Source organism: Psychrobacter sp. 1U2, from assembly GCF_051847575.1.
In genome coordinates, this window is sequence record NZ_JBPYDC010000004.1 from 77,059 (window position 1) to 95,877 (window position 18,819).

The following is an 18,819-nucleotide window of genomic DNA, read 5'->3' on the forward strand; positions in this document are numbered from 1 at the left end:
ATCAGCGGCATGCACTTGTAGGCAAAATCCAACTTTATATAGCGATAGGGTAGATTGTTTGTTAGTCTTTCCAGGCGGTTTGTGTCGGCTCAAACCCTAATACTTTATCTGATAATAGGCGAGTCAAGCGGCCACTGCCACTGCCTAAACCATTAAGCCTAATTTCAGCCATGATCGCTTGATTAGGCTTATCGTTGATATTCAAATCATTATAATAACGACGACCATAAACGGCAAAGCCAAAACAGCAATCTTCGTAATCTATCCCGACTAAAGCATCGAGAGTTTGGTTGCGCCGATAATCATACTGCCCTTGTGCCAGAACTCGCCAGTTACTGTTTATCGGAAAAATAGCCGATGCAGTGAAGGCTGAAATGGGAAGCTGATTGGTGTTTTTATCTTCCTGACGCTTTACGAAGCCGACGTTGAATAAGCTATTATTTGAAGGCTGATAGCGCAGCTCAGTAGTGAGGTAATTGAGATCATAACTACTGTTTAGCGCGCCACTGACATCTACCCAGACGTTATTGTAGGGTTGAGTGCTGGCATTCCATACCATTCCTGATGAGTCAGTATTAAATACTGGCGTTTGACCCTCTAAAGTCACCCGACCATCACCATAATAAAACTGCTCTGCAATGCTACCATCAAAACGTGTCACACCCGTTGCGTCGATGTAACGATAATTGATACCAGGAGTAATAGCGTGCAAATCTTGCAGGCGGTCATACCCTAAGAACCAGCTATCTGAGAAGAGCTGCTCATAATTGATAGAAGCGATACGTGTGTTGAAGTTAGGAATATCGTTCTGATCTTCAAAAGGGGAATAGGTATATTTTAGCCGCGGGCTAAGCAGCTGATAACCGCCCATCGTTTCATCAAAAGCGCCAAAAGGTGAGCCTGATTGGTAAAAATTCAGACCAGCATCAATGCTCGCTTGCGGGACAAATACGGACTGGCTACCATCATCTTCGTCGAGATTATTAGCGTCTAAGCTATCTTGATCGTAGGAGGTATACAGATGCTGTAAGCTCAGCTTAGGGTTGATATACCCCCACGCGGCCTCAATAGGGTAAGCGGCACTTAGCTTATTATAGACTCTAACGCCACTTTTCTCGGCCTCCGAGCCGTCGTCAATCGACTTCTTAAAGTAAGCTGAGTCATGAACACCTGTGAAGTTTATACTATCTGACCAAGGTAAGCGATAGTTGAGCGATAACTGAGGTAGGCGCGAGTAAGGTTTATCTTTATCTTCTAACTGCTCACCAGTATTAGTAATGGCATCTAAAGTTTGATAGGTTTCAACTTTGAGTTCACCATTGATGTAGTCATTATAATAATTAAGCCGAGCTCGGCGCGGCAGATTGAGGGTATTGTCAGATAACCCTAAGGTATCAAAATCATTAAGGTAATCGGCGTCAGAGACATAGCTGTATTTAGCATCACCGCTCAAGCGCGGGATACTGTTAGAGGACCAGTAGTGATCATAAAACAGACTGCTACGATCTTCACCATCATACTTTCTATCATCAGGCAGGTAGGAGCCGTTAAGTATGCCCTCACCATAATCTTCTGTTAGATAACGAAATTCCCCTGAGAGCATCGGGTTACGATTGGTATAAAGATGGGTGTTGAGCGTGGCATCATAATTAGGTGCTAGATTGAAATAATAAGGAACATCAATTTCTAGACCGTTTTCACTACCGACGCTGGCGTTGGGTAATAAAAAGCCGCTGCTACGACGTGAGTCAATAGGGAAGTTGAAATAGGGCAAATAAAGCACCGGCACATCGGCGATTTTGAAAGTGGTGTTATACGCTTCGCCGCGACCAGTATCGGTATCTAAATCGATATTTTTAGCTTCGAGCTGCCATTTACGGTCAGTAGGCGGGCAGGTAGTGAACATCACGCCATCAAGCTCGTATTGACTTTCATTAGGGCGATTGAGCTGTTTGGCATAACCATGCGCTTGCAGAGGGACGCTAGCAAAAGCGACGTCGCGGGCCGTCGACTGCTGGTTCTTTGTATTATAAGCTAGGCTATCAGCGACGCCAATCAAACCGCCTTGTGTGACTCTATCATTAAGAGCGGCAGTTCCGCGCTCGTTCCCGGTACTGAGTCTTGTATCGCGGTTTGGCGTATTACCGATCGCTTGGTCAGTGAACATGACTTGCCCTTGTGCTGCTGCCACGCCACTGCTGAGATCTAAAACTACTTTTTGAGCCTCGATGTGTTGCTCACCTTGATCGATAATTACGTTCCCTGACAGCTCAGCATAGTCGACATTGTCATAATAACCATAGTCGGATTCAGCGAATATCGAATCTTGATTGTTTAAAGGGGCATTTGCGTCGCTATTGGCTTCGTTTATCGCCCGCTGGTAATTCGGATTGCTATTAGGATAGACCCATTGACCTTCACAGCGTGGCGCATCGTCAACAGTAATAGGGATGACTTTTAAATTGCTCCCTAGCTTTGGCAGGGTTTGTTTTGCTGCTAAAGAATCATCTAGCTTAGCGACAGGTAGGTCGCTATTGACTAGGTTATTAGTGCCATCGGGTAGCACCGTAGCTTTATTAGCAACATCACTATTGGGTTTTAATTCATAAAATTCCGCCAAGCGCATTAAGCTATCTTGGATAGTTTCGTCATTAAGATCTAGGTTTTCAGGGTCAGTATCCGTAATGCCCGTATCAGAGTCGATAGTGGAGTCAGCGATAGCGACTGGTTCTGTAGTTGTGCTAGTCGCTATTTGAGAGTCATCATTGTTTTCTAACGCAGAAGCGTTATCTATAGCGGCGCCTGAGCTTATAGTGGCACTTTCATTTATGGGCGCCATAGGAGCTAACTCATTAGCGCTAGCAGTATCGAGATCCGCCAATGGGCGCTCAATTCCCTCAGCTACCACAGGCTCGCGCATCTGTTGATCGTCATCGGTGATAGCGGCACTGACCGTTAAGCTAGATAAACTTAACGCACCGAATAGAATCATGCGAATGCTTTGGTAGAGCGGAGAATATAACAAGGGCACACCTATGATTGTAGAGCCTATTAGCCAATTGGGTTACGATGGAGACAGATAGTCAATGGATTTTAAAAGCGAGTATCAAACCAGAAGCTAACCACTCGATATACATTTTATAAGTATCACTTACTGTTAGTGATTTAATCTCAATTATTTAACAATAGGATCTGTTTGGTCGTTTACTACAGTAGCTTTGTACCGATATAAAGACCCAGTTAACCTTTGTTTACTTGTTCAATAATTAGCAAAGCAACAATTATTTTGACTTATGATAGTCAAAAAAAACCAAATCAGCTACACTAATCAGCAAATTTTATAATGCAGCAAGGTATTTCTTTTATTGATAAGCTGGCTAATAGTGAGTCGCGAGTCAATAAGACTAATAAAAATACTAAGCACTCTCAGATGGTTCGTTATTTTAGCAAGTATTTGCCCGACTTATCACTCTATTTAACCGGCGATTTTCTTTATGACTACTAACGCTATGACAGATAAAATGCTTATGAACACCGATTCTACAATCGGCACCCACACATCAACTCAAATAGTGAGTAACACCGAGGCCGCTGATGAGCGTCAGCAGCAGCTAATCCGTTGGTTGCAGCAAGTATTTGCCGGTCAAGAGTTTAAACTCGATAGCCTGCCAGGGGATGCCAGTAGCCGCCGGTACCATCGTCTGCAATGGTTAAGCCAGTCAGATAATGATAATTCTGAGCATTACATGGTGATGGACTCTGCTGATGAGCAGCAAGCGATGCAGCAGTTTATAAACGTAACAGGTTTAATGGCGCCAGCGATTAATGTGCCAACCCTTATCGCGCAAGATATTAAGCAAGGGTTTCTGGTTCTACAAGATTTTGGCACGGTGGAGTTTGCACACTTGTTGGTTGGTGCAACTTCTGTGCAAGTAAATACCTATTATCAAGCCGCTATGCAGACCTTAATTGCGCTGCAACAATTGCCAGTAGAGATTGCTAAGACCCAGCACCACTTGCCAGATTATGATGACGAGCTTCTCAATCGCGAGATGGACTTATTTAGTGACTGGTTTATCCCGTATATTGAGGTCGATCTAGACGTTGGTCTTTGGGAAGCTGTCAAAAAGGCGTTAATTAACGAGATTTTGCGCCAGCCACAAGTCATCGTCCATCGTGATTATCACAGTCGAAACTTGATGCAAGACCAAGCCGACCCCGCGCGCTTAGGTGTGATCGACTTCCAAGACGCGGTTATCGGCGCTTATAGTTATGATTTAGTCTCCTTAGTCCGTGATGCTTATGTCGATTGGTCTGAGGCGCAAATCTCCAGCTGGATTAATGACTTTTGGCAGTTGCAGCAGCAAGCTGGGCTAACCACTACTGATAGTGCTGAGCAGTTCGAAAACGATGTCAATGTGATGGGGGTTCAACGCCATTTGAAGGTGCTTGGCATCTTTATTCGTTTGTTTGAACGCGATGGCAAAAGCCGTTATTTGGCCGATATTCCAAAGGTAATGAGCGATTTACTCTTTGAGCTTGACTGGCTTGGCAAGCAAGGTAGTGAAGAGATAAAGCAGGCACTCATCCCCTTTAATCAGTGGATGGTAGAGACAGTGCTGCCCGCTTATCAAACTAAGTTTGTGCAGCAATATATTTAATCATAGCCACACTTTTAGTCATCTCAAAAGTTATCTTTTGATCAAGGAGTAAATATGGCGAGTATAACCCAAGCGATGATATTAGCAGCAGGCAAAGGTACGCGCCTGCGGCCGTTGACCCTTGAGACGCCTAAGCCGTTAGTTGAGGTGGGCAGTCAGCCGCTTATTGTTTGGCATATAAAGGCTCTGCAAGCGGCCGGCATCACTGATATCACTATCAATGCTTCATGGCTCGCTGATAAGCTCATGGCAGCGCTAGGCGATGGCTCACGATATGGCGTTAGCTTGCATTGGTCAGTTGAAAAGGATGAGCCATTAGAGACTGCGGGCGGTATCTTTCAAGCGCTTAAAGCGGGTAAGCTGCGAGATGAGCCCTTTATCTTAGTCAATTCTGATGTGTGGACGACTTATGATTTTGCACAATTACAAAGCTATGAGCTTAGTGCCGATCAACGCGCGCATCTACTTTTGATTGATAATCCTGAGCATAATAATGGTGGTGATTTCGCTATCAATAATGGTTTGGCGAGCGAGCAGCCGATAGGGGACGCTGACAAGTACACCTTCGCAGGAATCAGTGTGATGTCACCAAGACTCCTAGATGGTTTAGTCAGTGGTCAGCCAGCAGCGTTAGCACCACTGCTTAAACAAGCGATGCTCAAATTTCAAATCACAGCTGACGTAATTACTGATAATTGGATAGACGTTGGCACGCCTGAGCGCTTAACGCAGGTAAATAGCTTTATTAATGAGAAAGGTACTAGTTACCATCAAGGCGCTTAAGAAGTAATCTTAAACACGTCCTAATATAAATAAGAAAGGTGGCGCTGACCTAGTCAGCGCCACCTTTTTATGACCAGTTAGTAGTTATCCATGCAAAAGCGCTTATCTAATCACTGTTTTTTACACGCCCATTGCCAGTCTAATCAGCTGAGCAATAGTAAAGACCACCAAAAACCCAGCTAGATATAGACCAATAAACCATGCCCATTGGCTTTGTTTTTTCGTTAGCTTTTTCATAATAGTCTCCTCTTCAATCCGTTTACTGTCTATTGCCATGAATATCAGTACATCGGATTGTGATCAGATTTGCCCTTAAACGTATAATAAGCAAATGCTGTATAGCTTAAAATAATCGGTAGCATAATAACTGCGCCTATCAGCATAAATGACAATGAGGTATCGGCGGCTGCCGCTTCATAAATAGTCATCTGATAGGGAACTATGTATGGGAATATGGCAAAACAGACACCAATATAACCCATCAAAAACAGCGCTACGGTTAATAAAAACGGACGATATTCGCGTTCTGTTTTAAGGTCCTTACGCATCAAAAAGAATAGACCCAATACGATAATCGGCATAGGGGCAAGATACAGTAAACCTGGGAAGCCAAACCAGCCTTCAAGCGCCTCGATATCAGAAAAGAACATAAAGGCGGTAACCACGACCATAGATACCACAAGCGCTAAGAGCATCCAGCCTGAGACTTTGCGCGCCCATACTTGTAGGGTATGCTCGGTCTTAATAATCAGCCAAGTGGAACCCAGTAGTGCATAGCCAATAATCATGGCAAAACCGCAAACAATAGAGAAGGGCGTGAGCCAATCAAACGGACCGCCAGTATATAAGCGGTTGCTGGCCTCGAGCCCTTGTACTAAGGCGCCAAGCATAATACCTTGTGAGAAGGTAGCAACTACTGAGCCTACAAAGAAGAAGGTGTCCCAAACGTGGCGACGAGTATTGGCTTTAAAGCGAAACTCAAAGGCCACCCCGCGCATGATGAGTCCAAAGAGCATAAAGGTCACAGGTAGATACAAGCCACTCATGATAATGCCGTAAGCGACAGGGAATGCGGCAAACAAGCCGCCACCGCCAAGCACTAGCCATGTCTCGTTACCATCCCAAAACGGGGCGATAGAGTTCATTATCCGGCTTCGATTCTTGTCTGAGCCTGCAAAGGGAAATAAAATACCGCAGCCCAAATCAAAGCCATCAAGCAGTACATAAATAAAGACCGATAGCGCGATAAGTCCGCCCCAGATAAGGGGTAAGTCTAATACATCACCAAAGTTAAACATTAGCGCAATCCTCCATCGTCGACGTCATCAGCGGGACTGTCTAAGTTCTCATCGCTCTTATCTTGTGTTTTTTCTTGCGGCGCATCATCACCACTCAAAGCACGACCTTGAGCTTCGGTCACAGAATGATCATAGTAAGTATCCTCAGAAGGATCTTCGTACGGCTTAGGTCCTTGAGCAATTAGGCGAATAATATAAAAGCTACCTGCACCAAAAACAAAAATGTAAAGCACGATAAAGCCAATCAAAGTCGTTGCCACTTGCTGTGCTGCCACGGGCGACATACTCTCAGCCGTGCGAATAACACCATAAACGGTCCAAGGTTGACGCCCTGTTTCAGTAACGAACCATCCTGCGAGCAGAGCAACAAAGCCCATCGGCGTCATAAACATCCAAGCTCTATGGAACCATTTACTCTCAGGGTTAAATTGTTGTTTTTTGAAGTACTTATAAACACTAAATAAGCCAACAAGCACCATGAGCATACCGATACCAACCATGATCCTAAATGCCCAGAATACAATAGCGACGGGCGGTTGGTCTTCTGGAGCCCAGTTTTTGAGTCCTTTGATCTCTCCATCTAATGAATGGGTCAAAATTAAACCCGAGACATAAGGGATACTCACCTCGTACTTATTAGTTTGATTGTCTTGATCAGGAATAGCGAATAAACGCAGCGCAGCCCCGCGCTCATCCTCCCAAATGCCCTCCATTGCAGCCACTTTTGCAGGCTGATGCTCAAGGGTGTTCAAGCCATGTTCATCACCGATGAGCACTTGTAGCGGTGCTACAAAGATTGCCATAATCATCGCCATGCCAAGCATCACGCGGCCATGCTTGCGATGATCTTGATGTTTTTTGGATTGAAGGTAATAGGCACCAATACCGCCAATGACAAAAGCGGTGGTCAAAAATGCCGCCGTCACCATATGCGCAAGACGGTAGGGGAAAGAGGGATTAAAGATAATCTCAAGCCAGTTGGTTGGATAGAGCAGACCATCAGCGCCTATCATAAAGCCCTGCGGCGTTTGCATAAAGCTATTGGCTGACAAAATCCAAGTAGCTGATATCAGCGTACCGACAGCGACAATCGCCGTCGAGGCAAAGTGCATGCGCTTGCTGACACGTCCCCAGCCAAAGAGCATAATTCCTAAGAATGACGCTTCTAAGAAAAACGCGGTTAACACCTCATAAGCGAGCAAAGGCCCTAGCACGTTACCGGCTTTGTCTGAGAACACCGCCCAGTTGGTGCCGAACTGATAAGACATCACCACGCCTGACACCACGCCAAGACCGAATACCACGGCGAATATCTTCACCCAGTGCTTGTAGACCTCAGCGTAGATAGGCTCGCCCGTTTTGAGCCAACGAAATTCAAGCACTGTTAAAAAGCTGGCAAGCCCAATGGAGAAAGCAGGAAAGACAATGTGGAAGGAGATCACAAAAGCGAATTGGATGCGCGCAAGCATGAGCGCATCCATCTGATCTATCATAAAAGAGGCAAACATAAGGGTTACCTATATTGGTTAGCTGATTGGCGTAAATGTCCCTGGTACGCTCAAGTAACTGTCCGCAATATATAAACCTTTATCACGGGCAATAGCCAAAAATAATTGGCTGATGTGGAATCTATATCCTTATAAACTATATTTTTACTATTTAAGCGATCGATCAATTCAACAAGATACGATGAAAGACGATATTGAAGTCATTATGCGCTTGCAGTGCAGCGGGTGCAAGTCACGCCATGTTACCAAAGCATACCTAACAGTCATAACGAGGCTATTGAAAATCAATAGCGCTCCGTCAGTTTTTAGGTAGCTTATAACGCCATAGGTTTATTCTTGTAGTTGTTTATATAAGATACGGCGCAAAGTCAAAATCGTTTGTGGATTTTGTTGAATACTATGTCCACCGTTGATAACGGTCTCAGACGCCGCGCCTTCAAGGTGGGCGCTAGTATAAGGTACAATGCCGTCAGACAACCGCTCAGTGATGGCTTGACTGATGTCTCCCTCGACCGTAACAGCTGCGACCAAAGGTTCGCGGCGTACCTCACTATCATTATTATCGCCAGATGTAGAGTCGTTATCTTCTTCTTGCGCTTGTGATAAATCTATCTTGCCACCACCTGGCTGCATTTGTGCCAAACCTTTAGTGATATCGGCATCGTTATTAGCGATGATGGAGTGATAGGTAATACGATCGTTGATAGTAATATCTTTGGTCAATTGGATAAAAGAGGACTTATTACTCAGCTGGCTTGCCCCATTTTGCAAGTATAGAGCGCCTAAAGGGTTGTTGGCTATATCCCCTTGAATCGCTAGCGTGGCTAAATTATCAGTGATTGTTTTTACCAGTCCGACTGGCAAGTAAACAATACGGCGTAGCGCTCGAGTGAACCAGCGATCAGCATAATCGGTACCGCGAAAAGGCGTTGATAAAAATACAGCAGTGTCCACCTGCGGCAAAGCCTGTAATTCAAAACGTTTTTCTAACTGCTCTTCACCAAAAGACTGTTTAAGCGCATCACGTATGCTTCGCTTTTCACTAGCGGAGAGTGCGCCTTGGTCATCCAGTCTATCTAAATCATCTATCAGATTATCATCAGATAACATCATGCGCGCGATGATACCGCCCATACTATGACTGATAATGACGCTATTTTGACTGGCAATATTTTGACCCTTAGGATCGGTTTGTTGATAAGTCTCCTCAATTAGTTGCTGAATTTGATAACGGTTTTCTAATATAGGCAAATTAGTAGGGTAAAATATCTGCCAAACTTGATAATTCTCACGTAATTTATCATCATTTAAAATATCGTTAGTCAAATTGACCCAAGCGGCAGGGCTCGAGGCCAAACCATGCAGCATAATCAATACCCGCTTATTAGGATCATAAGGCTCAAGCATAAATAGTTTTGGCAGATTGGCTTCTTGTTGACGAGTAATTAAGTTGAGATAGCCCACGCCGTCTAGTTGATTCTCCGCCAGCCACATGCCATAACCGGCCGAAAAATTCGCTGCCAGTGGATACGCTTCGCCTAAGATAGTTGTACTCTCGCTGCGGTAAGGGTTATACAGATGAATATCGAGCTGCTGGCTACTTAGCACATCTAATACGCTATCCCCTTTAGGTTTAATCAAACCGGTCATCAACAGATGGCCGGTAGGGTAAATGCGGCTACTAGGCTCCTCATCGGCTGCGCTTTTATTGACATCATTATCGGCAATATTATCTTGAGCCAATCTGCCTGATAAAGAGGACACGAGTAGCTGGCGAATAGTCGTCGTGTAACGATCATTGAGAGACGCCACGAAGCTAATACCTAGTCCTGGGCGTTTGCTTATCGAGTTTAGGCCCGTGAGACGCAGCTCATAAGTAGAGGTCAGATCTGCCAAGGCGGAAGTCTGTTCACGAGCGTTTTGTAGATAGTTATTTTCGTTAGGCAGATGGACATTGAGGCCATAATCACCAACTTGCATAGTCATGACTTTCACTTGGTCTGTCGCGCGGCCACCCAGTGCAACTTTATTAGGAATAGCGGTTCGAGCTGAGTTGTTGACCGCTGTTGTTGGTAAGTACTCAATATTAGTATCGTTCATAAATCTATTTGAGCGAGCTTCTGACTGATACAGCTGAGTAATGATGTCATTGCTTGCCGCGTTATAGATATCTTGGGTTTGAATATCGACATCGTTTGGAATGCGGTTTTGTAGACGTGGTTTTTTTTCTTTTTCAGCTGCGCTTTCAAAGTCATGCTCTAATCTGTCATAAAAAAGATAAGCATAGCTAGATTTGACCGCATCAAATAGCCGTTCTTGATAATCCATAAGACAAGCGGATGTTCTTTGCTGTTTATTTTTTGCTTGTTCATCATCAAGCGGCGCATTGGCAAAATAGGGGTCAATTGGCGGCCGAGATAATGCAGCAAGGCAGTCTGTCGATTCAGCGAGTTGCCGCGCTTTGGCATAATGCAGCTCAGCGAAGATAGCGAGCTCTGGTCGATAGTTGTTATCGAGTAGGCTATCGGATAGCTGTCCTAAGCACAGATCAAAGTACTGTAAACAGGCCTTTTCATTGAGACCAGCAGAGAGCAAAGTCGAGGCCGTATTACTACTGAGTTTGTCGTCTGAGACAATATTACCGCGTTGACTACTAATGACTTTGGATTTGGTTTGCTGGCTGACTGATACGGTGTTACAAGCACTCGTAAGCAGCGTGGTTGCGATGATAGTTATTCCTAAGAGCGCTTTTTTGTGAGCATTTGTCATAGTGATTATGGCGTTACTTGCAACTGTCATAGCGAGTCTCAGTAGATAATGATAAAAGCAGATTCGATAAGATAAACTCAAACAGTATAGCGCTAAAACAAAAAAAGCGCGCCTGCTTTATAGATGATAATGAGTCACTACAAAGCAGACGCGCTTAAATGAGATCGAAGCTGTTTAACTGGTCTGGTTGATACTATTTGGGCTGATATCGATATCAGGAGCGGGTATGTCCCAAATGTAATATTTGCCATCCTCAATGAGCTTGATTTGCTGACGGATCATTTGATTATCTGGTGTTTTTTGCTCAAGACGACGCAAGCGCGAGAGGGCTTCACTACGGCGATCACTAAGCAGATCAGACTGTGCCAAGCTTTGTTCCGCTTCGGTATATCCTAAGGTGACTGCTCGATCGAGGTACTTTTGACCTTCCTTAAAGCCGCCACCTTCTGAGAGCATCATCCCATATAAAAAGTTGGCCTCACCGCTGTCAGGTTGAGCTTTGATCGCGCGATCTATATATTTACCGCCGCGTACTGCATAATCAGAGCCTAAATCTAAGTTACGACCCATACCGTTGAGCTTGGCGGCGCGGATTAACACTTCATAAGAGGCATCGGGCGCACTGGCGAAAGGGTCGATCCAATCTGCCAATACTTTAATCTTCTCACGCGTGTAGTAGCGCTGTGAGCGGTTAGGGAAGTTTGGTGGATAGTGACGCGCATTAGGAGAGACGTCTTCAATAAAATGATCAATTAAGCTAACATCTAGCTTATCAGCGCCCACACCTTGCTTCGTTGGAATAAGTACGGTTGAGATGAAGCTGATATCAGAGATGTTGGCTTGCGGCGCAGGGATATTACTAAGCTGACCTTGACTGATATCGATGCCAGTACTAGTAATAGGGCCACGCTGATATACGCGAGTCGCTAGCCCCGATTCGCTTGGTACGTTATTAGCCGTAGCGGTTGCCGGAGTCGCTACATTCGACTGCGTCGGGTTGGGCTGCGCGTTAGGTTGAGCGCTAGATTGAGCATTGGCTGGCTGCGTAGTATTGATAGTAGCATTAGGCTGTGCACGGCGAATGATGCGCTGACTTGAGTCCTTAGCACTAGGCACATTAGCAACAACGCTATCAGGTGCAGCAAGAGCGGGGACGGTAAGCAGCATAGTGCAAGCTGCTGCCAGAGCGGTTAAGGTTGCAAATTTGTGAGTAGCGTTGTGTTTCATAAAAAAGATTGCCTTCTAGTGGTCTCAAGGGAAAAGGGTGTTCTTGCTCATCTCATAAAGATTAGAGTCAAAAATATCAAAGCGGTTGGTTTTTTATAGCTTAGTTTTTTATACCCTAGCAATTAGTATTAGCGCTCGCAACGGTAGGATTGTTAATAATAATACTGAATACTCTCTGGCAGATAATATCCGTAAATCATTTACCATGATGTGCACCGCTAATCCAAAAATGATTTGCCTATATATGATAAGCGGCACTCTTCATACAATTCGCCATAAAACGCATACTGCGGCGTATTGGCGGTGCTAGCGCCGCACCGCCATTATCAAGTGCTAACTGACGATGATGCAGCTCTTCAATATCCATTTGCGCGAGTATCTCACGGGTGCGCTGATCTTGTGCTGGAAGCTGAGTGATATGATCTTGTAGATGCTCGCTCACTTGCGCTTCCGTCTCAGCGACAAACCCTAAGCTAAACTCATTAGAGATGGCTCCGGCGACCGCCCCTAAACCAAAGGACATACCGTACCATAGCGGAGTAAACACACTAGGATGGCTGCCAAGCTCATCAAGGCGAGTCTCACACCAGACGAGATGATCGACTTCCTCGGTGGCGGATTGGTGCATGGCTTGTTTGACAGTCTCATCTTTTGCGGCAAAGGCTTGACCATGATACAGGCCTTGCGCGCAGACTTCACCAGTATGGTTAATACGCATGAGGCCTGCAACATGGCGAGATTCGGTGATACTCAGCTTAGGAATCTCATCGCTGCTAACGGGCAGGGGACGAGAGCTTGGGTTTGAGTGTGGAACTACGGCTCGTAGCGCTTTATCAACGCTTAATAGTAAATTGTCAATCTTAGATAAAGGACGCGCTGTCATAAATAACTCCTGATAAAACACGATTTTTCTAATTACATATGGTTTTTTATTGCATATTACCAATAGCAAATACTGATAATAACTAAAGAAGCTATACAATCTCATCTTTGGTTTGTATTACTGCTTGGTGTTGATGCTTTTTTAGCTTTAAATATAAAAAGGCGCCATAGCCAATATTAAGTATTCCAGTGACCAAAAACAACTGCGGTAGCGTCAGCTGCAAGCTATTTAATAATACAATAGCAAAAATAGCAGAACCGACCATAAAGATCGCATTAAAAATGTTATTAGCACCGACTATACGGGCGCGATGACTCTTTGGCGCATAGGCTTGCATAGAGGCGTAAAGCGGTACGATGTATAAACCGCCACTAAACCCTAGGAAGAATAAATCTACAAAGACGCGCCAAGTGCCTGTAATCCCGAATAAGTCGCTAATCCCTAACAAAGACTCGCCGGCAACCTCGATACTCAGTCCGGATAATGAGAGATATAAATCAATCGCAAAAATACTCAGACCGGCAATACCAAAGGGCAGTAGGCGCAGACTGACCTCATTTTTGGTTAGTCTCTTACACAGCAGTGAACCGATAGAGACCCCTACAGAAAATAAGGTCAGCAAAAATATCACTACCGACTCATCACCTTGCAAAATAACTTTGCTAAATTCCGGCGTCTGCGTCAAAAAAGTCGCGCCATAAAACCAAAACCAGCTGTTGCCTAAGATAATAAAAAATAAAAAGGGAAGCGAATACAAGTAGCGTACCGTGGATAAACTAGTGGTGAAGATATTCCAGTTAATAGTTAGGTTCGGCTGCATGGCTGGCATGTTTGGGATACCGCGGGCGGCTAGATAGCCTAGTACCGAAACTAAGAGTACGGTCGCGCTGATCCAGTATAGCGACTGCGGTAGCTGCGTTAACACCCCCGCGATAATCATCCCAAGTAAGATCGCCAAAGACGTACCCATTTGGAATAAGCCGTTAGCGCCAACCAGCTCATCTTCTCGCATGGCCTGCGGTAGATAAGCATATTTTATAGGGCCAAAAAAGGTAGAATGGGTACCCATTAAAAATAACGCGACAAACAGCAGCACATACCACTCAAACACAAAGCCAATAGCAGCCACCGCCATAATGACGATCTCAAGCACCTTGACCAAACGCGTGAGCTTGGATTTTTCAAACTTATCGGCGATTTGTCCGGCGAGCGCCGAGAATAAAAAGTACGGCAAAATAAAGAGCATCGCGGCTAAATTATTGAGAATACTAACCTCAGCGCCAAGCTGACTTGCGGCAGTATAAGTCAGTACTAGTATCAGCGCTTGCTTAAAAATATTGTCATTGAAAGCGCCCAAAAACTGGGTAAAAAACATGGCACTAAAACGACGCCGCTTGAATAACTGAAACTGATTTGCCATTAGGCTTCCTATGAGCGAATACTCTCTAATATTTAAATGAGCGCAAGTGCAAGATAAAAAGGAGTGGTCGGATAGCGGCACTACCATAAAGTAATGACTATTATGGTAGCGTCAATATCGTAATTATCAACAGTATCAATAACTTATTGAAATATATGATAGGTTTTATGATTATAACCTCGTATAATAGCAAGGCTGTGGGGCAAATACATGTGCTAAATGCTATGATTTGTCTGTTAACTCAGTTATGATTTGTAAATTTTATGAGTGGTGATACGCAGTAATCATTTCTTAACGATGATAAGCCTCTACATCGTTAAATTTGCATCGTTTCGCTATATCAACAGGTCAGCTTTAAACGACTATAAGTGATAGTTTTTAGAGCGTTTATCGACCGTTACGCTAGGCTTAAGTGGCCATATGAGATGATAGGATAGTATTAGTCATGAGAAGTAACCCCTCATTGCACCGCGCTTCAATGACCGCTTTGATACCAGTGTCGGACTCTCCTCCATCCAGCACAACTGCGTCCTCTCCCTCCAGTCAGTTGGCGGTAATAAACGCGCGTGCCCAGCATGCAAGCGTTGGCGCATGTCGCTATTTTGCCCGAACTGCTTTGTTTAGCGCCGTCGCTAGTGTTTTAGTTGGTTTTGGAATGGCCTCAGCCAGTGCCGCTGAGACCGCACCTCGCAATGAGGTGGCGCAAAACCCTACAGCGACTAATCCGCAAACTAAAGTGCAAGGCAACTCTCAGAACTATGCTCAAAGTAATCTAGCACAAGATGGTTCAGAGGATACCCTTATTGATTTTGACTCAGAATCGGAGCTTGATGCTGCTTTAGAAGCCCTACGCTTAAGAAGAGATTTTGAGCAGGGCGAAATCGATAAATCGGTACTCGATGAGTTTAGCGAACAAAGAAGCCAAGATAATGAGAGTCGTGCTAGTGATAGGAACTCTAGTGTGAGAGCCAATCCAGACACTGGTGCTGAAAAGAACACTATTAGCACTAACGGCAATGGCACTAATGACAACTCTACTACTAATAGTGCAGCTAACAATAATAGCGATACCGATGGTAGTGAAACCTTGTTATCGCAAGATAATAATGACAGCTTCGATAGCGATGCAGAGTTGCAACGACAGGCAACGGCCATACAACAGCAAGGTTATCAGATGATGACCCCCGAACAGATAGATCAGGAGCTTGCTGCTTTGGATGCTGAGAATGACTCTTTTATGCAGAGTCCTAATAATGGCGATACTGACGATTTAGGTGATATTTTTGACGCAGGATTTAATAGCGACCAAAACAGCGTTGACAGTAATAATTTAGATAGCCGGTTTGATAACACTGCTAATGACATAGCTAATAGCACTGTTTCAAACAATGAAGGGTTTAATGCGCCTGTTGCTCGACTTGATAGTCAGCAATTACCCTTAGGCTTAGACCCAAAAATCGACGCGGCGACTTTGCCTGCGCCCAACAATCTTGAAACCTTAAACCGCGCACAAAGCGCTGAAGATCAGGCGCAAACCGCAGAGATTATGGCGCGTCCTATTGACGTTAGCGACTCTGTTAGTAGTGGCCGAGTCGATGATGGTGCTGACATTACCGAACAAAATAACCCTGAGCAAGTACTGGTTCAGCAAGATAACCGTTCAGTGACAGGTGCTGATGACACCATTGATGAGGCACAAATCGAGGCTAGCGATGGCGAGATGACGGCTACTCAAAATGGCGATCAGAGCGGTGGTCTTAATCCAGAAGACTATCTGCCAGATTATCAAGCACAAGACAATGCTGACGCCGTCGCTGAAGGCGTTACGCAAGCGAACAAATCTAAGCCATTAGCTCGCAATGAAGGCGGTATCGTAAAACGGCTATATAATCGCTTATTTAACGGCGGCGTAGCAGCCTTGCCACGCGTCGAGACCACAGTCTATCTGCAACAAGAAGTAGCTAGTGGCCCTAATAATGGGACCAATGCTACGCCAAGACTGATCAAAGCTGATGAAGATATTCAGCCGATTAATAATATCAAAGCCGCTATCGATGATACTACCGTTCAGTCGGTAACCGATTTTACCGCAGCTTTGCCGCGCTTGCGTGAGACCGCTTTAGATGCTGCAAAAGCAGTAGGCTATTATGATGTAACCCTCAAACTGCGCCAGCCGGATGCTAATAGTATCGATGTGATTATCGAAAAACTTGGTGAGCCTGTGACCGTCGACAGCCGCATTGTGGACATCCGCGGTGAAGGCAGCGAGCAAGCTGAGTTCCAAACCCTAGAAGAAACGGCGCTACCGGCAGAGGGTGATGTCTTTAACCATAGAGTTTATAAAAATAGCAAGGCAGCTCTTGAAGCGTTAAGCCGTACTTACGGCTACTTTGATGAGTATTGGTTGAATAAATCGGTTGATATTATCTTGCCAGATAATAAAGCCGATATATCACTCGTTTATGATACTGGGGTTCGTTATGACTTCGATGAGGTAGTGTTTTTTACTTACGATGAGGCCACAGGTACCCTCACGCGCGACCCTGATAAGCTACCCGTAGAGCTGCCTTTATTGCGTCAGCTGCTAGATTTTGAAGCCGGTGATCCTTTTTATCGTCCTGATGTGACAAAATTAAGTAATGATCTAGCGGCAACTCGCTACTTCAATACGGTCAACGTTGAGAGCTTATTGCCACCCGATGAGCTTAGCGCCGGCAGCACACTGGCTTTTGATAATACTCCTAATCAGTCAGACAACGTCGAGGATGGCGAGTTAGACGGTGATGTGAGTGATGGCGCAGTCGCTGGCGCTACGGATCTAAGTGGCGAGAGTCGTGGCGATCTTAGCGATAATGAGGATGGCTCTGAGGTTATTACTGAAAGTATCAATGCAAATAGTGGCGCTACCGTTGATGCCGCTGACATCGCTCCGATTGAGTTCCAAGTCGATGAGCAAACACAAAATAAATTACAAGAAATCAAAGCCAAAGCCAATCGTTTAAGTAGCTTACCCAATGATCGGGTATTGGATGAAAAAGACGAAGAGGCTGAGAACTTCTTAGGAAAAATCAGTGACTCAATCAGTAATATTGCTGAGAAGATATTTCCCGAAGAAGAGTCCATTATCGATGAGGATTTTGTACCACCCACTTTAGCCAATCGTATTACCCCTGAAGAGGTCTTCAATAGCAAAAAAGTTCCGTTGTACGTTTTTGTGGCTGCTAATAAACCTCGTGACGCTCAAGTCGGTATTGGTTATGGTACCGATACCGATGTCCGCGCTACTGCAAAGATTGATTATAATCTCGTCAATCGCAAGGGTTATCAAGCCGGCGCGGAAGTTGAAGCCTCACGCATCAGTAAAAATGTGACGGTTTATGGTAGTCGCCCTTGGAAACATCCGCTTAACGATAAGTTAGAGGCGCGTCTGACCTACGAAGAGGAAGTTATCGACCAAGGAGAAGGTAACTTTGATTTGTCGACCAATACTGTGAAGGCCGCTTTGGCTAGAAACATTCGCAAAGAGAGCGGCTGGAATAAGAGTTATTCGGTACGTTATCGTTTGGATGAGCTCGAAACGGGGGTTGATGACACCCAGTTAGAAGATCTGCCGGTACGTTTCACCTCCTCAAAACCCACCCAGCAAGCCTTGTTATTTGGTTACGGTATTAATAAAACCGACGTCAATAATGCGATTAATCCCACTAGCGGCTACCGTCAATATTATGGTATCGAAGCCGGCGCTGAGAGCGTGCTTAGCGATACTGATCTTGCGATTGTTCGCGCTGGCGTCAGCGGGATTTATAGCTTCGGTGAGGATAATAAGCATCAAGTGCTAGGCAGTTTTAATACGGGTTATATTTGGGCAGATGACTTCTTTGAAGTGCCCTATAAGCTGCGCTTTTTCGCCGGCGGTGATCAGAGCATTCGTGGTTATGATTACGAGAGCCTATCGCCGTTAGAAAACGGCTATTTGACCGGCGGACAGGTTCTCGCTGTCGGTAGCGCTGAGTATAACTATGAATTTAGACCTGGCTTTCGCGGGGCGTTATTCACCGATGTGGGTAATGCTTATGATAAAGACTTCAAAACCGATACTAAAGTGGGGGTCGGCGTTGGTATTCGCTGGGCATCGCCTGTCGGTGTGGTTCGGGTCGATGTGGCCGCGGGGGTGACAGAAGATAGTATCCCAGTGCGCCTGCATTTCTTTATCGGCTCGCCATTATAAGCTGATGAACCACTAAGCGTCCTAACTAAGCTAAACCCCTAA

General features: G+C 45.1%; 11 protein-coding genes. 3 read left to right on the forward strand and 8 right to left on the reverse strand.

Going from position 1 to position 18,819, the window contains the following annotated elements; genetic code table 11:
* Positions 1–61 precede the first annotated feature (61 nt).
* Positions 62–3,025 carry an LPS-assembly protein LptD gene (locus ACS8FD_RS03210; RefSeq protein ID WP_439274435.1) on the reverse strand — a complete coding sequence of 988 codons (2,964 nt, stop codon included), beginning with the start codon at positions 3,023–3,025 and terminating at the stop codon, positions 62–64.
* A gap of 469 nt (positions 3,026–3,494) precedes the next feature.
* Here ACS8FD_RS03210 and ACS8FD_RS03215 point away from each other — a divergent pair, with 469 nt between their 5' ends.
* Positions 3,495–4,661: an aminoglycoside phosphotransferase family protein gene (locus ACS8FD_RS03215; RefSeq protein ID WP_439274436.1), complete on the forward strand. Its 1,167-nt coding sequence runs from the start codon at positions 3,495–3,497 to the stop codon at positions 4,659–4,661.
* 54 nt (positions 4,662–4,715) lie between these two features.
* Complete coding sequence (murU, locus tag ACS8FD_RS03220) at positions 4,716–5,444, forward strand: N-acetylmuramate alpha-1-phosphate uridylyltransferase MurU (protein ID WP_439274437.1); 729 nt, start codon at positions 4,716–4,718, stop codon at positions 5,442–5,444.
* Positions 5,445–5,564: 120 nt separating this feature from the next.
* Here murU and ACS8FD_RS03225 read toward each other — a convergent pair whose 3' ends face one another.
* The 7 genes from ACS8FD_RS03225 to ACS8FD_RS03255 form a co-directional block, all read right to left on the reverse strand.
* On the reverse strand, positions 5,565–5,681 hold the full coding sequence (locus ACS8FD_RS03225; protein ID WP_439274438.1) for a DUF2474 domain-containing protein: 117 nt from the start codon (positions 5,679–5,681) through the stop codon (positions 5,565–5,567).
* 44 nt (positions 5,682–5,725) lie between these two features.
* On the reverse strand, positions 5,726–6,742 hold the full coding sequence (cydB, locus tag ACS8FD_RS03230) for a cytochrome d ubiquinol oxidase subunit II (RefSeq protein ID WP_439274439.1): 1,017 nt from the start codon (positions 6,740–6,742) through the stop codon (positions 5,726–5,728).
* A complete protein-coding gene (locus tag ACS8FD_RS03235; RefSeq protein WP_439274440.1) occupies positions 6,742–8,250 on the reverse strand; it encodes a cytochrome ubiquinol oxidase subunit I in 1,509 nt (502 codons plus the stop codon). Before ACS8FD_RS03235 ends, cydB begins: the two co-directional genes overlap by 1 nt.
* Before the next feature lie 330 nt (positions 8,251–8,580).
* Entirely contained in the window at positions 8,581–11,019 is a 2,439-nt protein-coding gene (locus tag ACS8FD_RS03240) for an esterase/lipase family protein (protein ID WP_439274441.1), read from the reverse strand.
* Between the two features lie 174 nt (positions 11,020–11,193).
* Complete coding sequence (locus tag ACS8FD_RS03245; protein WP_439274442.1) at positions 11,194–12,246, reverse strand: tetratricopeptide repeat protein; 1,053 nt, start codon at positions 12,244–12,246, stop codon at positions 11,194–11,196.
* 238 nt (positions 12,247–12,484) lie between these two features.
* Positions 12,485–13,129 (reverse strand): 2-polyprenyl-3-methyl-6-methoxy-1,4-benzoquinone monooxygenase, encoded by a 645-nt coding sequence (gene coq7, locus ACS8FD_RS03250; RefSeq protein WP_439274443.1) that lies wholly within the window; start codon positions 13,127–13,129, stop codon positions 12,485–12,487.
* Positions 13,130–13,220: 91 nt separating this feature from the next.
* Entirely contained in the window at positions 13,221–14,549 is a 1,329-nt protein-coding gene (locus tag ACS8FD_RS03255; RefSeq protein WP_439274444.1) for an MFS transporter, read from the reverse strand.
* Between the two features lie 445 nt (positions 14,550–14,994).
* On the opposite strand from ACS8FD_RS03255, the gene ACS8FD_RS03260 reads away from it, so the two are divergent.
* Positions 14,995–18,777 (forward strand): BamA/TamA family outer membrane protein, encoded by a 3,783-nt coding sequence (locus tag ACS8FD_RS03260; protein WP_439274445.1) that lies wholly within the window; start codon positions 14,995–14,997, stop codon positions 18,775–18,777.
* The last annotated feature ends 42 nt before the right edge of the window (positions 18,778–18,819 follow it).

Coding starts and splice junctions, on each gene's coding strand:
- ACS8FD_RS03225 (WP_439274438.1), bottom strand. CDS start 5,681: ATGAAAAAGCTAACGAAAAAACAAAGCCAATGGGCATGGTTTATTGGT.
- ACS8FD_RS03215 (WP_439274436.1), top strand. CDS start 3,495: ATGACTACTAACGCTATGACAGATAAAATGCTTATGAACACCGATTCT.
- coq7 (WP_439274443.1), bottom strand. CDS start 13,129: ATGACAGCGCGTCCTTTATCTAAGATTGACAATTTACTATTAAGCGTT.
- murU (WP_439274437.1), top strand. CDS start 4,716: ATGGCGAGTATAACCCAAGCGATGATATTAGCAGCAGGCAAAGGTACG.
- ACS8FD_RS03235 (WP_439274440.1), bottom strand. CDS start 8,250: ATGTTTGCCTCTTTTATGATAGATCAGATGGATGCGCTCATGCTTGCG.
- ACS8FD_RS03255 (WP_439274444.1), bottom strand. CDS start 14,549: ATGGCAAATCAGTTTCAGTTATTCAAGCGGCGTCGTTTTAGTGCCATG.
- ACS8FD_RS03260 (WP_439274445.1), top strand. CDS start 14,995: ATGAGAAGTAACCCCTCATTGCACCGCGCTTCAATGACCGCTTTGATA.
- ACS8FD_RS03245 (WP_439274442.1), bottom strand. CDS start 12,246: ATGAAACACAACGCTACTCACAAATTTGCAACCTTAACCGCTCTGGCA.
- ACS8FD_RS03240 (WP_439274441.1), bottom strand. CDS start 11,019: ATGACAAATGCTCACAAAAAAGCGCTCTTAGGAATAACTATCATCGCA.
- cydB (WP_439274439.1), bottom strand. CDS start 6,742: ATGTTTAACTTTGGTGATGTATTAGACTTACCCCTTATCTGGGGCGGA.